Source organism: Erwinia sp. JUb26, assembly GCF_003751505.1.
In the GTDB taxonomy this organism is placed as follows: Bacteria; Pseudomonadota; Gammaproteobacteria; order Enterobacterales; family Enterobacteriaceae; genus Erwinia.
On record NZ_RJVB01000001.1, the window covers coordinates 599,157 to 619,828 of the forward strand.

Consider the following 20,672-nt stretch of genomic DNA (forward strand, 5'->3'; position numbering starts at 1 on the left):
TGACTAATTTATCCTATAGTAGTGACCGATGACCAATAAAGTCAATATAATGACCGATCCGGGTGCGGATATGCTGAGTGTGAATCAGGCCGTCTCACTCACGATCAAAACCCGTCGCAAAGATAAGAAGCTTTCTCTGGATGAGCTGTCGCGTCGCGCGGGTGTCTCTAAGGGGATGCTGGTGGAGATTGAGAAAGGCAGCGCTAACCCGAGTATCGCCATCCTGTGTAAGATTGCTGCTGCACTGAGTCTGTCGGTGGCGGATATTGTCAATGTGACGGCGGCACCCTCGGCCTTCCTGGTGAAACGGCCAGACATGCCGGTTCTGTGGCAGGGGGATAGCGGCGGATCGGCCCGTTTGCTTGCAGGAACGCGCGGTCCGGATATGCTGGAGCTGTGGCGCTGGGAAATGTATCCGGGGGAGAAATTTACCTCATCCGGGCATCCGTCGGGTACCGTTGAATTGCTGCATGTGGAAGAGGGAAGCCTCACCCTGACGGTGGAACAAAGTGAACTCCAGGTGCCCGAGGGCAATGCGGCCGTGGCCAGAACCGATATACCGCACGGCTATGCCAATCACAGCGATCGACTTCTGGTGTTTACCATGTCGGTCAGTGAACGACACAGTTAACCAATCCGGGGCCGTCCATCTAAGGCCCCGGACACACGGTCAGGCCTGAACTACTGAAAACTCACGCAGAAGGGCCGGAAGATGTTCGGTTTTACAATAATGGCTTGCACCTGGGTAATAATGTGGCTCGCCGGTAAAGATAGAGATCCCGGCATTATTCAGCATTTCGAAATCATTGCTGTCATTGCCAAAGGCGATGCTGCGGTTGAAATCCACGCCCAGCATCTTCAGCGCCAGATACTTATTCTGCTCGCGAGGCGTTATGTCGAATATATTCTCGTGTCGATGGTGATGCAGAGAAAATTCGAAACCCTTCTGGTGTAAAAATACATCCATCTTCTCGCGGAATTCACCGTCAAGAATAAGAATTTTACTGACTCCCTGATCAATCAGTTCACTCTCCGGGATTTCACTGTCGGAAAGAGTGCGCATGTAGTCGTGGAAAGTATGCGCGGTCTGCGACGTAGAAAAGCTCCAGTGGCCGTCGAGTACATAAGGCACCTGATGCTGCTGAAGCAGGCCGAGGATCGTTGCTGCCTGCCGATCCTCAAAACGATTGCTGAACAGGCATTCTCCCTGTTGCCAGGCCATCGCCCCGTTACAGCCAATCATCAGGCAGCCGTGCAGTTCGTTCGGCAACAGCGGCAGCATATCTCGCACCGGACGGGCAGAGGCGAAGATAACGCGGGCGTGATGGGAAAGGGAAATAATATTTTCCGCAAGGTTACAGTGTAACGGTTGCCCGTTCGTAATAATGGTACCATCCAGGTCAAAGATATAGGTTGTCACCGCGTTCCCTTTATATATGCGATATTTGTTACAGTCAGAGATTAGCATGCCCGGACTTGTTATTCACCGAAAATGGGTGTTTTAACAACCAGGATGATTCCGAAGCGTTATATTTTATCAGCGTTGTTATTTTCACCCGTTAAGCCGGTATTAAAAAAAAGAATCCTTACGGGCATAGCGGTCAATCCCGGGCTGGGTTAACGTACTGGCAATTTCCCCCGCTCGGAGTTGTTGATGGATATCATTGGGATCATTATGTCAGCCGGTAAAGCCTCGGTGAACGTGGCGCTTTATACGCTGATCCCCATTATGGTCGTTATGCTGATTATTATGAAATACCTGGAGGTCAGGGGAATTCTCGACCGCATCGTGCAGCTGATGACGCCGGTACTGAAGCCGTTTGGTATTACCGGGATGGGGATCTTTGCGCTGATCCAGCTTAACTTTGTCAGCTTTGCCGCACCGCTCGCCGCGCTGGCGATCATGGAAAAAAGAGGGGCCTCGGATCGTCATCTGGCGGCGACGCTAGCGATGCTATTTGCCATGGGGCAGGGAAACGTCTTCTATCCGCTGATCCCATTTGGTCTGCACTGGGGCGCTGCGCTGGGTATTTCGGTGGCGGGTGGACTGGCTGCCGCCGCCATCACCTGGTATTTCTTCGGCCGCAGGCTGTCGGTTGCCTCACTGCAGCGCGATGACACGCCGCCCGAGGATAAATCATCTACCGGGCTGATTGCCATTATTAACGGCGCCGGATCGGACGCTATACGACTCTCGCTGGGTTCGGTACCGATGTTGATCCTTTCGCTGACCGTGGTTGGCATTCTGAAAGAAGCGGGGGCAATTGAGCTGTTAACCCGACTGATTTCTCCGGTGCTGGGCTTCTTTCACGTTTCGGATATTTTTATCCTGCCAGCGCTGACCAAATGTCTGGCGGGCGGAACGGCGTATTTCGGCGTGGTGTCCGATCTGCTGCATCGGGGATTAATGACCGCGCAGCAGGTGAACGCCTCCGCCGGGTTTATGGTGCAGACGCTGGATTTGCCCGGCATCGGCATCTACCTCGGTATTGCCAGCCGTTTTGTCCGGCTGTTCCGCTTTGCTTTGCCGGGCGCGCTGGTGGGTATTCTGCTGCGTACGGTGTTGCACAGCACGATGTTCTGAATGGTTCATTTCATTCATCCTTCCGTTAGCAAGGCATTTACATAAGATTTGTAAATGCTTATTATTCTCATTCTCTTGTGTGCGTCCGCGCTGGTTAACCCGGGCGGGACGCCTGTCCATTGATGGAGCCAGAAATGAGATCGTTTTTCACCCCACGTATAGCCCTTGTCGCTGCGGCGATTGTTACCTCACTCAGCCTGACGGCCTGTCAGGCTCCGCAGAAACAGGCGCAGGCCGCGCAGCAACCTGCCGCCACCGCCGCTGGATCCCAAACAGCAGACAGCCGACTCACCCAGCGCGAACTCGCTGCCGGACTGTATGAGATGGCCTATTCTTCGACGGCTGGTGGACTGTACGTTGCCAGCGCTCAGGGTTTTAAAACCTCCAACGGCGGGGTTATCTACCGGCTGGATCCAAAAACGCTGGAAACGCTCAGCGAAACGCATACCGATCTGAAAAACTTCGGCGTAGCACAGGATGCCGACGGCAGCGCGATTTACATCACCAACACGGTCGATGGCGGCATTACCAAAGTCGACGCGCAGAGCGGGAAAGTATTACAGCGCCTGATGTTTAAAGACCGCAGCAAGAAAGGGGATGCGTTAGGCAGCCGTGAAATTCTTGCGCACGACGGCCTGTTGTACGTTGGTGGCGTGGGCGATCCCGGTGTGATTTGGGTTGTTGATGCGAAAACGCTGACGCTGAAAACCACCATTAAAAACGCCGGTAAATGGGTCACCGGGATTATCTGGTCACCGCTGACCAATAAGGTTTACGCAGCCAACGGCGGGGGTGAAATTCTGGTGATCAACCCGCGCACCCGCAAAACCGAACAGCGCTGGACGGCAGGTGACGATAAGCCGTATCTGTTCCTGAATATGGCGGAAGACCCTGCCACCGGACGCCTGTTTGTCACCGACAATTCGAAAGCGAAAGAAACGCTGGTGTTTGACGAGCGTTCCGGCAAAGTGATCAAGCGCCTGCCGGGCGACGCGCTGGCGGTAAAGTTTAACGCCAAACGCAACGAAATCTACATCAGCCAGCGCGAATCGAAGAAGGTACTACAGCTGGATGCCACCACTTACGCGGTGAAAAACAGCTGGTCGTTTGACAGCCATCCGAACAGCCTTGAGCTTTCTCCGGACGGTCAGACGCTTTACGTTAGTGTGAAGCAGGCTCTGGATAAATCGCACACGGCGAAAGGGCCGGACAGCGTTGCGCGTATTACTTTGAACTGAGTCTTAGTCTGCTTTCCGTCGGGGAACTTGTTGCCCCGACGATTTCCTCGCCGTCTTTTTACATACCCTCACACCGTTGCACCACAAGTGCTAGCCCGGTGGCAGTTTTAAACCAGTCAGCGTAAGGGTTATGAAAGCAGGACAGAAAGGGTGCGATGCAGATTCGTTATGGCGGGGGCAGCAGGGCATCCGTGCCCCTGTAGCGCTTACTCGTAGCACACGCCCGGATTTTCGGACAACAGCACGAACTCCTGGGTATTCTTATCCAGCGCGCGGATCGCGCCGCTTTCAATGTCATAAACCCAGCCGTGCAGGTGTATTGTCTTATCACGCAGACCAACCGCCACGGACGGGTGCGTTTTGATGTTGTTCAGCTGTGCAATCACGTTTTCCTGCACCATCGCATTCACTTTCTCTACTTCAGTGGCGTAGGTTTTTTTCTCGACCACCGCCTTCGCCGCATCAGAGTAGCGCAGCCAGTGCTGAACGGCAGGCATCGGATCCAGACACTGACAGGTAGCAATCGCTTTCATTGCACCGCAGTTAGAGTGGCCACAGATAACGATATCGGTTACGCCCAGGGCAACAACCGCATATTCGATAGTCGCAGAAACACCACCGGGCTCAGGACCGAAAGAGGGCACGATGTTGCCGGCATTGCGAATGACAAAGAGCTGTCCGGGTTCCTGCTGGGTGACCAGTTCAGGCACCAGACGGCTGTCGGAGCAGGAGATAAACAACGCTTTGGGATTCTGACTGGAAGCAAGGCTGCGGAATAATTCTTTCTGATTAGGGAAAACATCTTTCTGGAAATTCAGAAAACCTTCAACAATGTGCTGCATAGCAGATTTCTACCTTCTTTTATCGTGAAATATTATTCTGACACTGAAGCACTGCCGCGTGCAACATATCAGAAAAAACGGCACCCCAGCTTCCGCTGCAGGGGCATCACTGACGGATAACGTCAGGTGATATCTTTCCACGAAATAGTATAGCGCGCAGCGCGCGATCTGCCGCTTCTTTGCCATCCGGTTAACATCCTACCATTACCGCGATGGCGAACCCTTTGCATCTGCACTTTGTCGCATCGTTCAGCGATTGGACCTGAGGGCGCGAAAAACAGGTGATGCGGTTCATAAAAAATCCAATTAGTTACAACATACATATTGAGTGATCAAAATCCAAAATGAAACATCGGCGTTGCCATCATTCAGGCAGCAGGTAAAAGGGCGGATAGTATCATCAGTTCCAGTTATGAGAGCATTAAAGGACATTCCGAAGAGTATGAGTATTTCGGTCCTGATATTTTGTCGATAAGTTAACCGGAAAAATAAACAGACTGAAACAATATTGTCAATCCAGGAAAACCACAGGTAAAGAAACGAATGAATGGCGGATTATGACAGTAATGTCATTTTCATGTCAGCGTAAGAACAGGGTCGGTGAAATATAATTATCCCATCAGAGAAAATGAATTCAAACGGGAGATTTTATGAAAAAGCGTATTGCTATGACATTACTGACCGGCGCGCTGGTTATTTCATCGTTCGCCAACGCCGCGGAAGCGATTAATGATACCAGCGGCCGGGTGAAAATAGGAACGGTCTCCGTTTCCGGTGCGACCACCTTGTCAAATCTTGAAAACATGATTCAGCGCGAAGCGGATAAACAGCATGCCAGCAGCTATAAAATCATCGCTGCCGGAGGCCATAATCTGCTGAGCGGGACGGCGATTATTTATCAGTAACCCGTTAAGTTAATTTCCATGTTGACCAAAGCCGGCCTGATTTTCAGGCCGGATTTTTATCATCTGAATAGTGTTCATCGACTGGAAAACCGGTGGCCGCGATGGCACACCGGGCTGCATACCGGCGCGGTTCAGTTGGCGCGATGACGATCGGGGGAGAACAGGGAGAAATAAAGCAGTCCGGCGATGATGCTCAGATTTTTACCAAAGGCGATAAACTGACTGCTCTGTTGAGCGCCGGTATAAAGCCAGAACTGATGGAACAGAATACTGGTGAGGAATACATAGACGATCCAAATAAGGGATACGGATTTAAGTCGATATCCGGTCAGAAAGCACAGACTGCCGCCCAGTTCAATAATAATCGCCACTACGATCATTAACTGACCAACCAGCGTATCCCCGAAAGGCGTTTTGGCCACGTTATCGGAAAAATGTAAAACCTTGCCCAGACCGCTGTAAATAAATAATGGGGTGATAATAATTCGGGCAATAATCAACACGGTTTTTTCGTACATGATAGATCCCTGTCTGCGAGGAGGCGTGAATATTCGCTATCATCCTCGCAAACCGGGACTGTCATTAACGTGACCGCTGGCTGACAGTACCGTCAGGTTGCACTGATGGGGTCAGATTAATCCGCGCGGTGGGATGACTGCAGGGTAAAACCAAAGGTATTAATGCCGTGACGGCTGTTAACAAAGACATCTCCGCCGTGCACCTGCGCGATCGCTTTAACAATCGACAGCCCCAGCCCGTGATTGCTGCTGCTCTGCGTTCGGGAACTGTCCACGCGATAAAAGCGTTCAAACAGGCGTTCGAGGTGATCGGATGCAATCTGCGCACCCTCATTCAGCACAGAAACCGAAATCAGCGTATCAGACTGCGTAATATTGATTTCAATGGTGCTTCCCTCGCGGGCGTAGCGCGATCCGTTGCTGAGCAGATTGGCCAGCGAGCGGGTAAACAATCTGCGATCGACGTGTGCCGTAGCGTCCCCGTTGATGCGTACCGACAAATTGCGTTCCGTCATGGACGGCTCAATATATTCCGCCGTTTTCTGCGATTCGTCATACAGGGAAACACAGGATAGCTGGGCAGAAAACTTGCCGGTCTGGGCATGGGAAAGGAACAGCATGTCATTAATAATGGATGACATACGTTCCAGCTCTTCCAGATTTGAACCCAGCACATTTTGCAACTGTTCCACGCTGCGATCGCGTGAAAGCGCCAGCTGCGTCTGGCCAATCAGATTGGTTAACGGCGTTTTCAGCTCGTGCGCAACATCCGCATTAAAGCTTTCCAGCTGATCCCAGGCTTTCTCCTGGCGGGACAGCACGCCGTTAAAGGCTTCGGCCAGCGCGTGCAGCTCTTCAGGCAGCGAATCGATGCACAGCCGCTGCTTTTTCTTACCCGGTACCAACTGATGCGACTGTGCGCTCAGCGCCTTCACGGGTTTCATGCCCGCGCGGGAAATCCAGTAGCCCAGCAGCGCCACCATAATCACCCCAAAGAAGGTGATAAACAGCAGCACGCGGGTGAACTCCTCCAGCGTGCCCATGTAGGGTGTGGAGTCGATCGCCACCACGTAACGAAGTGCGGGCCGATTGCCGCTGGCGGGCAGGGTGCGGGCTATCAGAAACAGCGGGCATTTTTTGGCATCGGGCAAATCGACCTTACTGAAGCCATCCTCCAGCGCTCTCAGATTCACCCCCTGTGGCACCGGCCCGCCAAGATGATAAAACGCGTCGTCACTGACAATCCAGTAGTGCACGCGTCCTCCCTCGGAGGTGGCGAGATTGACGAATTTCGCTTTCAGGATCTGCCAGTCGTAGGTCGATGTTCGGGAGACAATCATTGGCTCAACCAGCGAATAACGAAACTGCAGCTCGTTATGCATCTGTTTTTCCAGCGATTCCTGCAGCGTCACACGCAGGCACACGGCATAGGCCAGCGCCATGCTCACCGTGGCAACGGTAAACATTAACGTCAGACGGGCGGCGAGGGATTTCCTGAACAGATTAAGCATGGTGATTAGTCCCGAAACTCAAGCACGTAGCCCATGCCGCGCACGGTGTGTAGCAGTTTGACCTCCCACGGTGCGTCGACCTTGGTCCGCAGTCGCTTGATGGCGACTTCAACGACGTTGGCATCGCTGTCAAAATTCATATCCCACACCTGCTCGGCGATCATCATTTTTGACATCACCTGGCCCTGATGCCGCGCCAGAAGGCTGAGCAGGGCGAACTCTTTCTGGGTTAAATCAATCCGGTTGCCGTCACGGATCACCCGCCGCGCCAGCAAATCGATCGTCAGATCGTGAACCTGCAGATGGGCAATGTCGTAGCTGTCCATCGAACGGCGTCTTAGCAGTGCCTGCAATCGGGCGATCAGCTCGGTCAGCGAAAATGGTTTCGGCAGGTAGTCATCGGCACCCAGGCGCAGGCCTTTGACCCGTTCATCAAGCGAGCCGCGTGCGGAAAGCATCAGCACCGGTGTTCTTTTGCTCTCGCGCAGGCTGGCCAGCATTTCATAGCCGTCGATCACCGGCAGCATGACATCAAGGATAATCGCGTCGTAATCGTATTCGACGGCCAGAAACAGGCCGTCTCTGCCGTCATGGGCGGTGTCGACGACAAATCCCTGTTCTCGCAGCGCCATAGTGATATAGGAAGACGTTTTGATTTCGTCCTCTACCAGCAGTATTTTCATGATCGGATGCTTCTCTGTTCTTGCCCGGTTTACGGCGGCTATTATAAAGACTGCACCGGTCTGCTGGCTGACTATTTGCTGACATTTTTGTCAGCAAAATAACCCTGAGTGCTCACCCGGTTTGCGGTCTTTTACTGCGTATTGTCGCCAGGATGCGACCGAGTGCTCTTCCTCCCCAGCGCCATCAGACCACTCAGCAGAGTAAATACCGTCATAATTCCGACCATCGCCCACGGCGTGCCGTTATTCAGCCATGCCAGCATCAGCGATGAGATAATGCCGCTGCCGTACTGCAAAGCGCCGATCAGCGCCGAAGCCGAACCGGCGTTACCGGGCACCGCATCCAACGCTGCGGCGGTTGCCGAGGCGGCAATAATGCCGTTCATCGAGAAGAAGACGAAGATACAGGCGGCCATCGCTATCATCCCGGCGGGGAAGATTTCCAGCGTCAGACACATCAGCACGGCCATTACGCTAGCAACCGTCGCGGCGGTCTTCAGCATCTGCTCCAGAGGGAAGCGCTGAACGAGCCGCTTATTGATAAAACTCATGCCCACCACGCCAATAATGTTGACCGCAAACAGCCAGCCGTAGTGCTGAGGATCCACGCCGAACCCGCTGATGTAGACCGAAGGTGAACCGACGATAAAGGCATAGACCGCCACATAGTAAAAAGTCACACACAGCGTGTACCGCATAAAGCTGCGGTTTTTCAGCAGTTGCAGATAGGTGGCAAACGCGCCGCCGAGCGAAGCACCGCGGCGTTTTTCCGGCGGCAGGGTTTCCGGCAGCCATAACAGCGCCACAAACATCAGTACACCTACGGCGGATAGGCACCAGAAAATCACCGGCCAGTGCGAATAGCGGATAATTTGCCCGCCGAGCAGCGGGCCGGCAATCGGCGCGATGGCCATGACGATAATCAGCGTAGAAAGCATCTGCGCCGCACGCGTGCGGCTAAACAGATCGCGGATCATCGCGCGCGCCAGCATCGGCCCGGTGCAGGCACCGGCGGCCTGAAATACGCGCCAGAAAACGATTTGATGCATCTCGGTAGACAGGGCGCAGCCCGCCGAACCGACGGTAAACAGGATCATGCCAATATAAAGCGGCCGTTTGCGGCCAAACCGATCGCTGATCGGCCCCCAGACCAGCTGGGCAACAGCAAAACCGATCAGAAAACCGGTCACGGTTAGTGCAGCATCGCCGTGCAGCGAACGGGACATCTCCGGCATCGCGGGCAGATAAATATCCGTCGACAGCGAGGTAAACGCCATCAGCGCGCTAAGGATGGCAATAAAGGCGATGCCGGTTTTGGCACGGGTGGAATCATTCACGTGGGTTGTCTCGTTAAGTCATAAGAAGTGACCGGCAGTGGCGGGAAACCCGAACGGCTGCCGGTCAACAGGGTGAATCAGGCGTCGTCGTCTTCGCCGCGCGCTTTGCCGCCGAAGCGGTTATGCACCACCACAAAGAACAGCGGAACGAAATACACCGCCAGCAGGGTTGCCGCGACCATCCCGCCGATAACGCCCGTGCCAACCGCGTTCTGCGCGCCGCTTCCGGCGCCGGTGCTGATGGCCAGCGGCAGTACGCCGAGGATAAAGGCCAGCGAGGTCATCAGGATGGGCCTTAGCCGCATACGCGCAGCCTCCAGCGTGGCTTCGATCACGCCTTTGCCTTCTTTTTCGATCAGATCTTTCGCGAATTCGACGATCAAAATGGCGTTTTTCGCCGACAGTCCGATAGTGGTTAACAAACCCACCACGAAATAGACATCGTTATTCAGCCCGCGCAGCAGGGTGGCGACCAGCGCGCCGAACACGCCGAGCGGCACCACCAGCATTACCGAAAACGGCACCGACCAGCTTTCGTACAGCGCCGCCAGGCACAGAAACACCACAATCAGTGAGAGCGCATACAGGGCCGGAGCCTGTTCCCCGGTCATCCGCTCCTGATATGACATCCCGGTCCAGTCAAAGCCAATGCCCTCGGGCAGCTGCTGCGCCAGCTGTTCCATCAGCGCCATTGCTTCACCGGAGCTTTTCCCTGCGGCGGGCTGGCCGAGTATCTCCACCGCTGACAGGCCGTTATAGCGCTCCAGGCGCGGCGAGCCGTAAATCCACTCCGCCGTAGAGAAGCTGGCAAACGGCACCATCTTGCCGTTGGCCGCGCGCACGAACCAGTTATCAAGATCCTGCGGCAGCATGCGCCAGCGGGCATCGGCCATCACATAGACTTTTTTGACCCGGCCGCTGTCAATAAAGTCATTGACGTAGTTGCCGCCCCACGCCGTGCTCAGGGTGCTGTTGATGTCCGTCAAATCCACCCCGAGCGCGGTGGCCTTTTCTTCATCAATATTCAGTTTGAACTGCGGGCTGTCCTCCATGCCGTTAGCGCGGACCGCCGTCAGCGTCTCCGGGTGCTGACGCGCCAGGTCGAGCAGGGCATTCCGCGCCTGTAGCAGTTTTTCATGGCCAAGCCCGGCCTGGTCGATCAGCTCGAAGTCAAAGCCGGTGGCGTTACCTAGTGCGATAATCGGCGGCAGATTAAACGCCACCACGCTGCCGTCCATAATCTGACTGAAGGCCCTGGAAGCACGGCTGACAATGCCATCCACCTTATTGTCATCGCCCGCGCGTTCGGACCAGTCCTTCAGGCCGATAAAGGCGATACCGACATTCTGTCCGCGCCCGGCAAAGCCGAAGCCGTTCACCGTCAGCACGTTCTCAACGTTGTCTTTTTCCTCGTTGAGATAGTAGTCACTGACGCGATCCAGCACAGCCTGCGTGCGTTCCTGAGTTGCCCCGGCGGGCAGGATCGCCTGCGTTGCCAGCACGCCCTGATCCTCCGAGGGCAGGAAGGAGGTCGGTAAGCGCACAAACAGCAGCGCCATCCCCGCCACCAGCACGCCGTAGATCAGCAGATAGCGGCCGCTGCGGTGCAGCATACGCGCGACCGAGCTGCTGTAGTGCTGCGTGCTCTGCTCAAATTTGCGGTTAAACCAGCCAAACAGACCGCGTTTCTGCCCGTGTTCGCCCGGCTTCAGCGGTTTGAGCAGGGTGACGCACAGGGCCGGGGTGAGGATCAGCGCCACCAGCACCGAGAGCACCATGGCCGACACGATAGTGATTGAGAACTGACGGTAGATAACCCCGGTGCTGCCGCCGAAGAACGCCATAGGCACAAATACCGCGGAGAGCACCAGCGCGATGCCGACCAGCGCCCCCTGGATCTGCCCCATCGATTTGCGCGTGGCCGCCTTCGGCTTCAGGCCTTCTTCCGCCATCACCCGCTCGACGTTTTCCACCACCACAATCGCGTCATCGACCAGCAGACCAATCGCCAGCACCATGCCGAACATCGTCAGCGTATTAATCGAATAGCCAAACGCGCTGAGGATGGCAAACGTCCCCGACAGCACCACCGGCACCGCAATCGTGGGGATTAACGTGGCGCGGAAGCTTTGCAGGAACAGGTACATCACCAGAAACACCAGCACGATGGCTTCAATCAGCGTTTTCACCACTTCATTGATCGAAATACTGATAAAAGGCGTGGTGTCATACGGATACACCACCTTCAGCCCCTGCGGGAAGAGGGGCTTCAGCGTGTTGATCCGTTCGCGGATGGCGTTTGCCGTATCCAGCGCATTCGCGCCGGTCGCCAGCTGAATACCGAGCGCCGAGGCGGGTTTACCGTTGATCTTCACCACAAAGTTGTAGTTTTCGCCACCGCGCTCAATGCGCGCTACGTCGTGCAGCCTGACCTGCGAACCGTCGGCGTTAACCTTCATCAGAATATTGCCGAACGCCTCCGGGGAGGTCAGCCGGGTCTGCGCGATGATCGACGCATTAAGCTGCTGCCCCTTCACCGGCGGCGCACCGCCAAGCTGACCGGCGGCAATCTGGGCGTTCTGCGCGCGGATCCGTGCAATAACATCCACCGGCGTCACCTGGTAGTTATTCAGCTTGTTAGGATCCAGCCAGATGCGCATGGCGTACTGCGAGCCGAACAACGTGGTATCACCCACGCCGTTGATGCGGCTGATGGGATCTTTCAGGTTAGTCGCCACGTAATCGGCGATATCTTCCATGCTCATCCGGCCAGTGTCATCGACGAAGCCCGGCACCAGGAAGAACACGCTGGAAGATTTACGCACCGTAATACCCTGCTGCTGAACCTCCTGCGGCAGCAGCGGCGTGGCAAGCTGAAGCTTGTTCTGCACCTGAACCTGGGCGATATCCGCATCGGTGCCGTTTTCAAACGACAGCGTCAGCTGCAGCGTGCCGGAAGAGTCGCTGGTCGAGGACATATACATCAGCCCGTCGAGCCCACTCATATTCTGCTCAATCACCTGGGTAACGCTGTTTTGCAGGGTAGTGGCATCGGCACCAGGATAGGTGGCACGGATTTGCACGGCGGTGGGGGCCACATCGGGGTACTGTTCCACAGGCATCTTAAGCAGGGAAATGCCCCCGGCGAGCATGACAATAATTGCCAGAACCCAGGCAAAAACGGGGCGATCGATAAAGAATCTGGACATCAGTTAGCCCCTTCCGTTGGCGTGGCGGCAATATCCACCGGATTAACCTGCATTCCGGGCTGCGCGCGCTGTAGCCCGGAAACAATCACTCGCTCACCGGACGTCAGGCCGCTGGTGACCCTCCAGCGATCGGCGAAAGCCGTTGAAACGGTGAGATGGCGAACCTCAACGCGGTTATCGCGGCCCACGACCAGTGCGGTCGCTTCGCCGCGCGGGGTGCGGCTGACCGCACGCTGCGGAACGGTCAGCCCCTGTAGATCGCTGCCCATATCGATACGCGCCCGCACAAACATGCCCGGCAGCAGCTGGCGATCGGGGTTAGGCACAATCGCGCGCAGGGTAATTGCGCCGGTGGTCTGGTCAACGGTAACGTCCGAAAACGCCAGCGTTCCGGGATGCGGATACTGTGAGCCATCGCTGAGGATCACGCTGACCGGAACGTTACCGGAATGGCGCTGCAGCCTGCCGGAAGCCAGTTCCTGCTGCAGACGCAGAAATTCCTGGCTCGACTGCGTCACATCCAGATACAGCGGATCAAGCTGCTGCACCGTGGCCAGCGCATCACTCTGCTGCTCCTGCACCAGCGCGCCTTCGGTGACGGAAGAACGCCCGATCCTGCCGTTAAGCGGCGAGGTGACCGTGGTACGTGCCAGATTAATCCGCGCCGTTTCCTGAGCCGCGCTGGCGGTCTCCACCGCAGCACGCGACTCTGCTGCCGTTGCCTCCGCCTGGTCGAAGTCCTGGCGGCTAACGTACTGTGCACCGATCAGCGAGCGATAGCGTGCAAAGGTCACCTGCGCCAGCTGTGCGTTAGCCCTGGCCTGTGCCAGCGCGGCGACCGCGCGGTTGAATTCGGCGCGCAGGGGAGCGGGGTCGATCTGATAAAGCGACTGGCCGGTGACAACGTCACTGCCTTCGGTGAAAAGACGCCGCAAAATAATGCCGGAAACCTGCGGACGCACTTCCGCAATGCGATACGCCAGAATGCGCCCCGGCAGCTCCGACGTGACCGGAAGCGACTGCGTGGCCAGCGTGGTCACCTGCACTTCAGGGACCTCTTTTGCCGGGGGGGCGTTAACGGATGAATCATCACAGCCGGTTAGATTTAAAGCGAACAGCGCGCATAGCAAAGCCAGAGGCTTAATTGCCACGTTGATGGGCATTATTATTTTCTCCCGGAAGCCGGTATTAAGAGAGGAATAACCTCAAAAATGGGATTGTTGAGAATTCAAACGACGCCATGTTGCCGGCGGCACATGATATTTTCTGCTGAAGGAACGGCTGAATGACTGCTGCGAGTCGTAGCCATACTTGGTGGAGATATCTATTACGCTTTCGCCGCCGGTGATTAAATCCTGAGCGGCTGACGTCAGCTTTTTATCCCGAATATAATTGCCCAGACTGATACGCATAATACGGTTAAACATACGCTGCAGGTGCCATTTCGAATAACCCGCGCGCTGCGCGACATCTTCAATTTTCAGGGGCTGACGGATGTTGCTGTCAATCCATGCAATCAGCTCATGGATGATAAGTTCCTGTCGATCCATTCTTTCACCTTCGCCATCGTTTCAGGGTTAAAAAGATGACCAGAACGGCCTGATGAGGGAGAAGATTACCATCGCGGATTACGCTTGATTAGCGGGGTAAAACCGATAGGCGTTATGAGTTTCATTCATTTATGAGCGTTGGCGACGGGCGAGTTTGCGAGTTGGCTCGCAAAAATGCGCGCATGAGGTTCCGACCTTCCTCACATAAAGTGAATTTATTCCGAAAGATTGGTGAAAAATACACATGTATTTCATTTTGTGTATAGTGTTAAGCGCGGGTCAAATTCACTGTTCAAAGGCGGACAATGCTTAAAGAAAACTTTAATGACCTCATCTATTTGGTGATGGTCGCACGCGAGCGCAGTTTCACTCGCGCGGCAGCAAAACTGGGCGTATCCCAGTCAGCGCTCAGTCATTCCATTCGTGGTCTGGAAGAGCGCCTGAATACCCGCCTGTTAACCCGAACCACGCGCAGCGTGGCCTCAACGGAAGCCGGTGAACGGCTGATCCAGAGCGTCGCGCCGATGATTACCGAGATTGAAAAAGCGCTGCAGGATCTGGCGGATAATCAGGAAAATCCCTCGGGAAATATTCGTATTACCGCCGGTGAACACGCGCTTTCCAGCACGCTGTGGCCGTTACTGAAACCGTTTGTGCAGCGCTACCCGGATGTTAACGTCGAATTATCGATCGATAACACATTGACCGATATCGTCAGCGGACGCTTTGACGCCGGCGTACGCCTGGGTGAGTCGATTGAAAAAGATATGGTGGCGGTGCGCATCGGTCCGGACTGGAGAATGGCGATTGTCGCCACGCCGGACTATTTTGCCCAGCACGGCGTGCCGCAAACGCCCTACGAGCTGCAAAATTATCGTTGTATTAATATGCGGCTGCCTACGCTCGGCGGGCTGTATCACTGGGAGTTCAGCAAAGAAGGCAAAGCCATTCGGGTGAAGGTAGAAGGGCAGTTAGTCTTCAATACCCTCTCCGCGCGGATCGATGCGGCGCTATCCGGCATGGGGGTTTCCTGTGTGCCGGAGGATTCGGTAAAAACGTATATCGAAGAAGGCAAACTGCAAAGCGTACTGCAGGACTGGTGCGAACCTTTCACCGGCTATTATCTTTATTATCCCAGCCGGAAACAGCACACCACCGCATTTTCAAAGCTGATCGATGCGGTTCGCTATCAGGGATAAAACAGAATATTTTCAGCGACATTTGCCCGGAAAACGGGTGAAAACAGTTTGAATGGAGGGCGCTTGCCGGATATGCTGAAAACCGTTCTGGCAACGTCCAGCCATTCGATCGAAGCCTTCCGGCACCAGCACCGTCTGATATTGCGATCGCTCTGAAAATATTGAGGGTGTATATGACACTCACTGCGATTAGTTTTGGCCGTATCGCTGCCATTTTGCCGGTGCAGGATATGGAGACCGCTCAGCGCTTTTATATTGATGGATTAGGCTTCACTAAAACCTTTCAAAATGGCGATCCCGTCGGCTTTATGATCCTGAAACGCGACGAAAGCGAACTGCATCTGTCGCTCCAGCCCCGGCATAAAGCCGCACCTTTCCCGATAGCCCATCTGCTGGTTGATGACGCCAATGCCATGTTTGCGCTCTGCAAACGGCATGGCGCAAAAATAATAAAAGACGTGCAGGATAAAGAGTACGGGCTGCGTGCTTTTGTCTTCGCCGACCCCCACGGAAACCGCATTGATGTCGGTCAGCGGCTGCGCGTTTAGCGCCTTCCGTCTCCGACTTTTCAAGACTCAGATAGCACTCATCATTACCCACCCACAATGAGGAACAGAATGAGAATAGGCATCGTAGGTTACGGTTCAGGCGGTAAGAATTTCCACGCACCGTTTATTTCGGCGGCAAAGGGACTGGAACTGGTGGGAATTGTTGCCCGCGCCCCGGCAACCATCGCCAGCGCTCAGGCAGATTTCCCTGATGTGCCGATCTATCCCAGCCTGACGGCTATGCTGGCAGCAGGCATCGATATCGTTACGATCACCACGCCGCCGGCAACGCGTCGTGAGCTGGTTCTTGAAGCGATTGCCGCAGGCGTGGCGGTGATTGCCGATAAGCCTTTTGCACCGGATGCAAAAACCGGCCGCGAACTGGCCGATGCGGCAAAAGCTAAAGGCGTGGTGCTGAGCGTATACCACAACCGCCGTTTTGATGCCGACATCCAGACGCTGCGCAAGGTGATTGAGCAGCAGCGCGTGGGCAAAATGTGGCGTTTACATAACCGGATGGATCTCAACGACCCGTTTACGCTGGAAGGCGGAGAGGCGGGCGGCCTGCTGCGTGATATTGGCAGCCACCTGGTCGATCAAACCCTCTGGCTACTCGGCCCGGTGAAAACGGTGTATGCCCATACGGATATTGTTGACCATCCGGACGGCCCGACCAACGCCAGCTTTGTTATCACGCTGACCCACGCCAGCGGCGTTCACTCACATATCTCCGCCAGCAAACTCAACCGACTGGCTACCCGCGAGCTGATCGTTTACGGCGATAAGGGCAGCTATACGTCCAACGGCACCGACGTTCAGGCACAGGCAATTTTCGCCGGTCAGCGCCCGGCTGACGACCTGGCGGCATGGGGTTATGAAAAAGAGGATCGCTGGGGCGTGCTGCGCACCGCGGGCGGCGAGGAAGCGATGCCTTCCGAGCAGGGGAATTACCATGCTTACTATGAAGCGTTTGTAGAAGCCGTCCGCAGCGGTGTGGAGCCGCCGGTCACCACCGAACAGGCGATTCAGACGCTGGAAGTGCTGGATGCTGCGCTGATCAGCGCGCGGGAAGGGCGTCTGGTAACGCTGGCGTAATTAACTTCAGGCCCGTTGCTTAGGTGCGGGCCTGATTGTTAGTGTGGCGAGATCACTTCTCCAGCGTGCGTAAAAACGCTGAAAGCGAATTATCCAGCTCGCTTAGCGTCTCGGCAGACAGCCCCGACAGGATCTGTCGCTCATTCTCGATGTGCTCCTCAACCGCCCGATCGATCAGTTCCCGCCCGCTATCCGACAGTTTAACCAGCATACTGCGTGCATCCTCGGCGTTGGGCACGCGCTCAATAAATCCACGCGTTTCGAGCCGCTTGAGTCGGTGAGTCATGGTCCCCGATGTCACCATCAGCGTTGAAAAAAGTTCTGTGGGGCTGAGGTTCGGCGCACCTGAACGGCGCAGGGCGGCCAGCATATCGAACTCCCACATGCTCAGTTCGAATCTGGCGAAAGTCGCCTCCAGCTTATGCTGCAGCAGGGCGGCACAGCGGTTAATGCGGCCAATTGGCCCCATCGGGCTGGCGTCCAGGTCGGGGCGCTCGCGCTGCCACTGTTGCAGAATTTCATCCACGGCATCATGTTCACGATTTTTCATTGGCATACTCATTTGTCTTGACTTCAAGATAACTGATCGACAGACTGATAATATCTTGAATTGAAGGTAAAGTCATGAACATTACACCCTCACTGCATTACTGGCGTGACGTGACCCTCACGGCGCTGGCCCCCGCGATCTGGGGTTCTACCTATATCGTTACGACGGAAATCCTGCCGCCGGACAGGCCGTTTACCGCCGCGCTTATCCGGGTTTTACCGGCCGGATTGCTGCTGCTGCTGTTTACCCGACGCATTCCACTGCGGCGCGACGGGTGGCGTTTAGTGGTGCTGAGCGCGCTGAATATCGGCGTTTTCCAGGCGCTGTTATTCGTTGCTGCCTATCGCCTGCCGGGAGGACTGGCCGCCGTGCTGGGTGCCATTCAACCGCTATTGGTGATGGTGCTGGCGTGGGCGGTGGACCGACGTGTACCCGCACAAATCACGCTGTGGTCGGCCGTGGCCGGGGTGATCGGCATGGCGGTGTTGCTGCTGTCGCCGCAAACCACCTTTGAACCAATAGGCGTCATTGCTGCTCTGCTGGGTGCCGCCTGTATGGCCACCGGGGTCTGGCTGACACGTCGCTGGCAGCTCGATCTGCCCGTGCTGTCACTGACCGGCTGGCAGCTGGTGATTGGTGGACTGATGCTGGCCCCCGTCGCGTGGCTGGCCGATGCGCCACTTCCGGTGCTCACTCTGCCGCAGTGGTTTGCCTATGCCTATCTCAGCCTTGCCGGCGCGCTGCTTGCCTACGCACTGTGGTTCCGGGGCGTAACCCGACTGCCCGGCGTGGCTGTTGCCTCGCTCGGGCTGCTCAGCCCGCTGGCCGCCGTGGCGCTGGGCTGGATTGTGCTCTCTCAGTCAATGACCGGCACCGCCTTCGTGGGCCTGATTGTCGTGCTGGTTAGCGTCTTCGCCGTGCAGTGGACAACGGTCCGGCGCAGCTAATTACTTCATTTAACACACTTTTTGCAGGGTATTTACATGTCATCTTCCGTACAAAATGCAATTGAATCACGTATTTCCATTAACCGCTTTCAGGCCGATCGTCCTCTTGCTGATGAAACGATCACCACCCTAGTTGAGCTGGCAACCAAAGCGCCAACGGCGTTCAATATGCAGAACTGGCGGTTTATTGCCTATGGTCTGTCATAATTCCAGGGTCTGCGTCACGCCGCAGTTTTTCACAAATTCTTCGTCATGGCTGACCAGCAGCAGTGCTCCCTTGTAGGATTTCAATACGCCCTCTAACAACTGCCGGGATTCGAGGTCCAGATGGTTGTCCGGCTCGTCAAGCAGCAGGATATCCGGCAGCGGTGATGAACAGGTTAACGCCAGCAGCATTACTTTAAGCTGTTCGCCACCGCTCAGTTGCCCGAGCGGGATCAGGCTTTTATCCCCTCTGATGCGCAGGGCACCCAGCCTGGTGCGCCAGTTTTCAGCGGGGATTAACGGGTCAAATTCACACAAAGCATCAACCACCGGCAGTGCAGAATTAAGCAGGCTTAGATGCTGATCCAGATAGCGCCAGCGCCCATGAAGCGAGTAATTCCCTGATGCGGCCACCAGTTGGCCAGTCAGCACTTTAAGCAGGGTGGATTTTCCACTGCCGTTGCGACCGGCGATCTGCCAGTGCTCGCCGCCGGAAATGGTAAGAGAATGCGGTTGAGTTGAGCCGAAAGGTAAAATTAGCCCCTGACAGTTAACCCGAACGCGCTTTTGCTCATCGGTATAGGGGAATTCCAGCATTTGCGGCGTAATGCGTTCAATGCGCTCGTTCACCGTGCGGCGCTGCGTATCCAGGCGATCCATTACGCGTTCGTGGCGCTGGGTGATTTTTGACTGTTGTTTCTCCGCTTTATTTTTCTTCATATCCAACAGGAGCAGAGACTGCGATCCAGAAGAACGGACGCGATCGCCCTGGCGACACCGCTGAGCTTTTTTCTCCAGCGTGCGCTGTAGCTCCTCTTTTTCTTTACGCAGGTCGGACTGCAGCTGCTTTTCCTCACTGCGTAATGCATTGAGCTGACGCTCTTTTTGCAGCGCGTAATCACTGTAGTTACCACCATATTCCATCAGCCCGCCAGAACTGAGTTCGCAGATACGCTGCATTTCGTTCAGCAGTTGTCGGTCGTGGCTGACTGACAGTGAGCCGGAGGGATGTTGCTGTAACTGCGCTATCAGCCATCGGCGACCGGCGCTGTCGAGATGGTTTTCCGGTTCGTCGAGCAGTAAAAACGAGTCCCGCTGCAAAAAGGCCCGACACAGCGCCAGCCGGGTTTGTTCACCTCCGCTCAACTGTGCAGAAGGGCTTTCCAGCGAAAGGTGGCCCAATGCCGTGCTGTCCAGAAGTGACTGCCAGCGGTGGGGTTCGTTCCACTTATCGGCCAGGAAATCATAATCGTCAACGTCGGCACTACCGTTTTCCACTCTCTGAAAGGCAGCCTGAACGTCAGCAATTCCCAGTGCGTCTGCCAGCGTTGAACCGGGCAGGCGCGTTAGCTGCGGGACATAAAAAAACGGCGTCTGCCAGTCTACCGTGCCGGTTGAAGGCCGAAGGCGCAGCGCCAGCAGCGACATCAGCACCGATTTGCCGCAGCCATTAATGCCGGTCAGCCCCTGGTTTTGCTGCGTCAGCGTGCCGCTTATCTGTTGAAACAGTACAGAGTCGTTGAACGTTATTGATAATTCTGAAAAATGGCAGTGTACGGGCATGGTTGTGCTCCTGAATAAACAGGGCAGGCCGTAATGCCGGATCGGAAATTAACACTGACGAGGATTGCTGCCTGCCCAATATCAAAAATCACATCAGAAAAGATGCGGGAGATATTGCGATGGAATACAGGCATTAAATCATGTCGGCAGACATCCTCAGGGAAAGGTGAAGAAAGATAGTGGCAAAAA

20 protein-coding genes are annotated in these 20,672 nt (G+C 55.4%); 9 read left to right on the forward strand and 11 right to left on the reverse strand.

The window, feature by feature from the left end; all coding sequences use genetic code 11:
- The first annotated feature begins 28 nt into the window (after positions 1 to 28).
- Complete coding sequence (locus EC836_RS02840; protein ID WP_123329938.1) at positions 29 to 631, forward strand: XRE family transcriptional regulator; 603 nt, start codon at positions 29 to 31, stop codon at positions 629 to 631.
- Between the two features lie 39 nt (positions 632 to 670).
- Here EC836_RS02840 and EC836_RS02845 read toward each other — a convergent pair whose 3' ends face one another.
- The gene (locus EC836_RS02845) at positions 671 to 1,420 is read right to left on the reverse strand and encodes an HAD-IIB family hydrolase (RefSeq protein ID WP_233599088.1); all 750 of its coding nucleotides are present in this window, start codon (positions 1,418 to 1,420) and stop codon (positions 671 to 673) included.
- A 234-nt stretch (positions 1,421 to 1,654) separates the two neighbouring features.
- Between EC836_RS02845 and EC836_RS02850 the strand changes: the two genes are divergently transcribed.
- Entirely contained in the window at positions 1,655 to 2,584 is a 930-nt protein-coding gene (locus EC836_RS02850; protein ID WP_123329940.1) for a nucleoside recognition domain-containing protein, read from the forward strand.
- 134 nt (positions 2,585 to 2,718) lie between these two features.
- The gene (locus tag EC836_RS02855; protein ID WP_123329941.1) at positions 2,719 to 3,822 is read left to right on the forward strand and encodes a YncE family protein; all 1,104 of its coding nucleotides are present in this window, start codon (positions 2,719 to 2,721) and stop codon (positions 3,820 to 3,822) included.
- A gap of 206 nt (positions 3,823 to 4,028) precedes the next feature.
- Here the strand turns inward: EC836_RS02855 and EC836_RS02860 are convergent, their stop codons facing one another.
- A complete protein-coding gene (locus EC836_RS02860; RefSeq protein WP_123329942.1) occupies positions 4,029 to 4,664 on the reverse strand; it encodes a carbonic anhydrase in 636 nt (211 codons plus the stop codon).
- Positions 4,665 to 5,314: 650 nt separating this feature from the next.
- On the opposite strand from EC836_RS02860, the gene EC836_RS02865 reads away from it, so the two are divergent.
- Positions 5,315 to 5,569 carry a DUF1471 domain-containing protein gene (locus EC836_RS02865; protein WP_123329943.1) on the forward strand — a complete coding sequence of 85 codons (255 nt, stop codon included), beginning with the start codon at positions 5,315 to 5,317 and terminating at the stop codon, positions 5,567 to 5,569.
- A gap of 131 nt (positions 5,570 to 5,700) precedes the next feature.
- On the opposite strand, the gene EC836_RS02870 is transcribed toward EC836_RS02865, so the two are convergent.
- The 7 genes from EC836_RS02870 to EC836_RS02900 all read right to left on the reverse strand — a co-directional run bounded on the left by EC836_RS02870 (position 5,701) and on the right by EC836_RS02900 (position 14,377).
- The gene (locus EC836_RS02870; RefSeq protein ID WP_123329944.1) at positions 5,701 to 6,087 is read right to left on the reverse strand and encodes a DoxX family protein; all 387 of its coding nucleotides are present in this window, start codon (positions 6,085 to 6,087) and stop codon (positions 5,701 to 5,703) included.
- Positions 6,088 to 6,203: 116 nt separating this feature from the next.
- Positions 6,204 to 7,589, reverse strand: a complete 1,386-nt coding sequence (locus tag EC836_RS02875) for a heavy metal sensor histidine kinase (protein WP_123330731.1) — start codon at positions 7,587 to 7,589, stop codon at positions 6,204 to 6,206.
- 14 nt (positions 7,590 to 7,603) lie between these two features.
- On the reverse strand, positions 7,604 to 8,281 hold the full coding sequence (locus EC836_RS02880) for a heavy metal response regulator transcription factor (RefSeq protein WP_123329945.1): 678 nt from the start codon (positions 8,279 to 8,281) through the stop codon (positions 7,604 to 7,606).
- 131 nt (positions 8,282 to 8,412) lie between these two features.
- On the reverse strand, positions 8,413 to 9,558 hold the full coding sequence (locus EC836_RS02885) for a multidrug effflux MFS transporter (protein ID WP_123330733.1): 1,146 nt from the start codon (positions 9,556 to 9,558) through the stop codon (positions 8,413 to 8,415).
- Positions 9,559 to 9,695: 137 nt separating this feature from the next.
- A complete protein-coding gene (locus EC836_RS02890; protein ID WP_123329946.1) occupies positions 9,696 to 12,827 on the reverse strand; it encodes an efflux RND transporter permease subunit in 3,132 nt (1,043 codons plus the stop codon).
- The gene (locus tag EC836_RS02895; RefSeq protein ID WP_123329948.1) at positions 12,827 to 13,990 is read right to left on the reverse strand and encodes an efflux RND transporter periplasmic adaptor subunit; all 1,164 of its coding nucleotides are present in this window, start codon (positions 13,988 to 13,990) and stop codon (positions 12,827 to 12,829) included. The genes EC836_RS02890 and EC836_RS02895 overlap by 1 nt, the downstream gene beginning before the upstream one ends.
- Positions 13,991 to 14,032: 42 nt before the next feature.
- Positions 14,033 to 14,377 (reverse strand): helix-turn-helix domain-containing protein, encoded by a 345-nt coding sequence (locus EC836_RS02900; protein WP_123329950.1) that lies wholly within the window; start codon positions 14,375 to 14,377, stop codon positions 14,033 to 14,035.
- Between the two features lie 305 nt (positions 14,378 to 14,682).
- Here EC836_RS02900 and EC836_RS02905 point away from each other — a divergent pair, with 305 nt between their 5' ends.
- The 3 genes from EC836_RS02905 (at position 14,683) to EC836_RS02915 (ending at position 17,219) form a co-directional block, all read left to right on the forward strand.
- A complete protein-coding gene (locus tag EC836_RS02905; protein WP_123329952.1) occupies positions 14,683 to 15,576 on the forward strand; it encodes a LysR family transcriptional regulator in 894 nt (297 codons plus the stop codon).
- Between the two features lie 173 nt (positions 15,577 to 15,749).
- On the forward strand, positions 15,750 to 16,124 hold the full coding sequence (locus tag EC836_RS02910) for a glyoxalase/bleomycin resistance/extradiol dioxygenase family protein (RefSeq protein ID WP_123329954.1): 375 nt from the start codon (positions 15,750 to 15,752) through the stop codon (positions 16,122 to 16,124).
- Positions 16,125 to 16,193: 69 nt separating this feature from the next.
- A complete protein-coding gene (locus tag EC836_RS02915; protein WP_123329956.1) occupies positions 16,194 to 17,219 on the forward strand; it encodes a Gfo/Idh/MocA family protein in 1,026 nt (341 codons plus the stop codon).
- A gap of 52 nt (positions 17,220 to 17,271) precedes the next feature.
- Here EC836_RS02915 and EC836_RS02920 read toward each other — a convergent pair whose 3' ends face one another.
- Entirely contained in the window at positions 17,272 to 17,769 is a 498-nt protein-coding gene (locus EC836_RS02920; RefSeq protein ID WP_123329957.1) for a MarR family winged helix-turn-helix transcriptional regulator, read from the reverse strand.
- A 74-nt stretch (positions 17,770 to 17,843) separates the two neighbouring features.
- Here EC836_RS02920 and EC836_RS02925 point away from each other — a divergent pair, with 74 nt between their 5' ends.
- Together EC836_RS02925 and EC836_RS02930 are read left to right on the forward strand one after the other, a co-directional pair.
- Complete coding sequence (locus EC836_RS02925) at positions 17,844 to 18,716, forward strand: EamA family transporter (protein ID WP_123329959.1); 873 nt, start codon at positions 17,844 to 17,846, stop codon at positions 18,714 to 18,716.
- Between the two features lie 36 nt (positions 18,717 to 18,752).
- A complete protein-coding gene (locus EC836_RS02930) occupies positions 18,753 to 18,923 on the forward strand; it encodes a nitroreductase family protein (protein WP_123329961.1) in 171 nt (56 codons plus the stop codon).
- On the opposite strand, the gene EC836_RS02935 is transcribed toward EC836_RS02930, so the two are convergent.
- Complete coding sequence (locus EC836_RS02935; protein WP_123329963.1) at positions 18,918 to 20,483, reverse strand: ATP-binding cassette domain-containing protein; 1,566 nt, start codon at positions 20,481 to 20,483, stop codon at positions 18,918 to 18,920. The two genes, EC836_RS02930 and EC836_RS02935, sit on opposite strands and share 6 nt — an antisense overlap.
- Between the last annotated feature and the right edge of the window lie 189 nt (positions 20,484 to 20,672).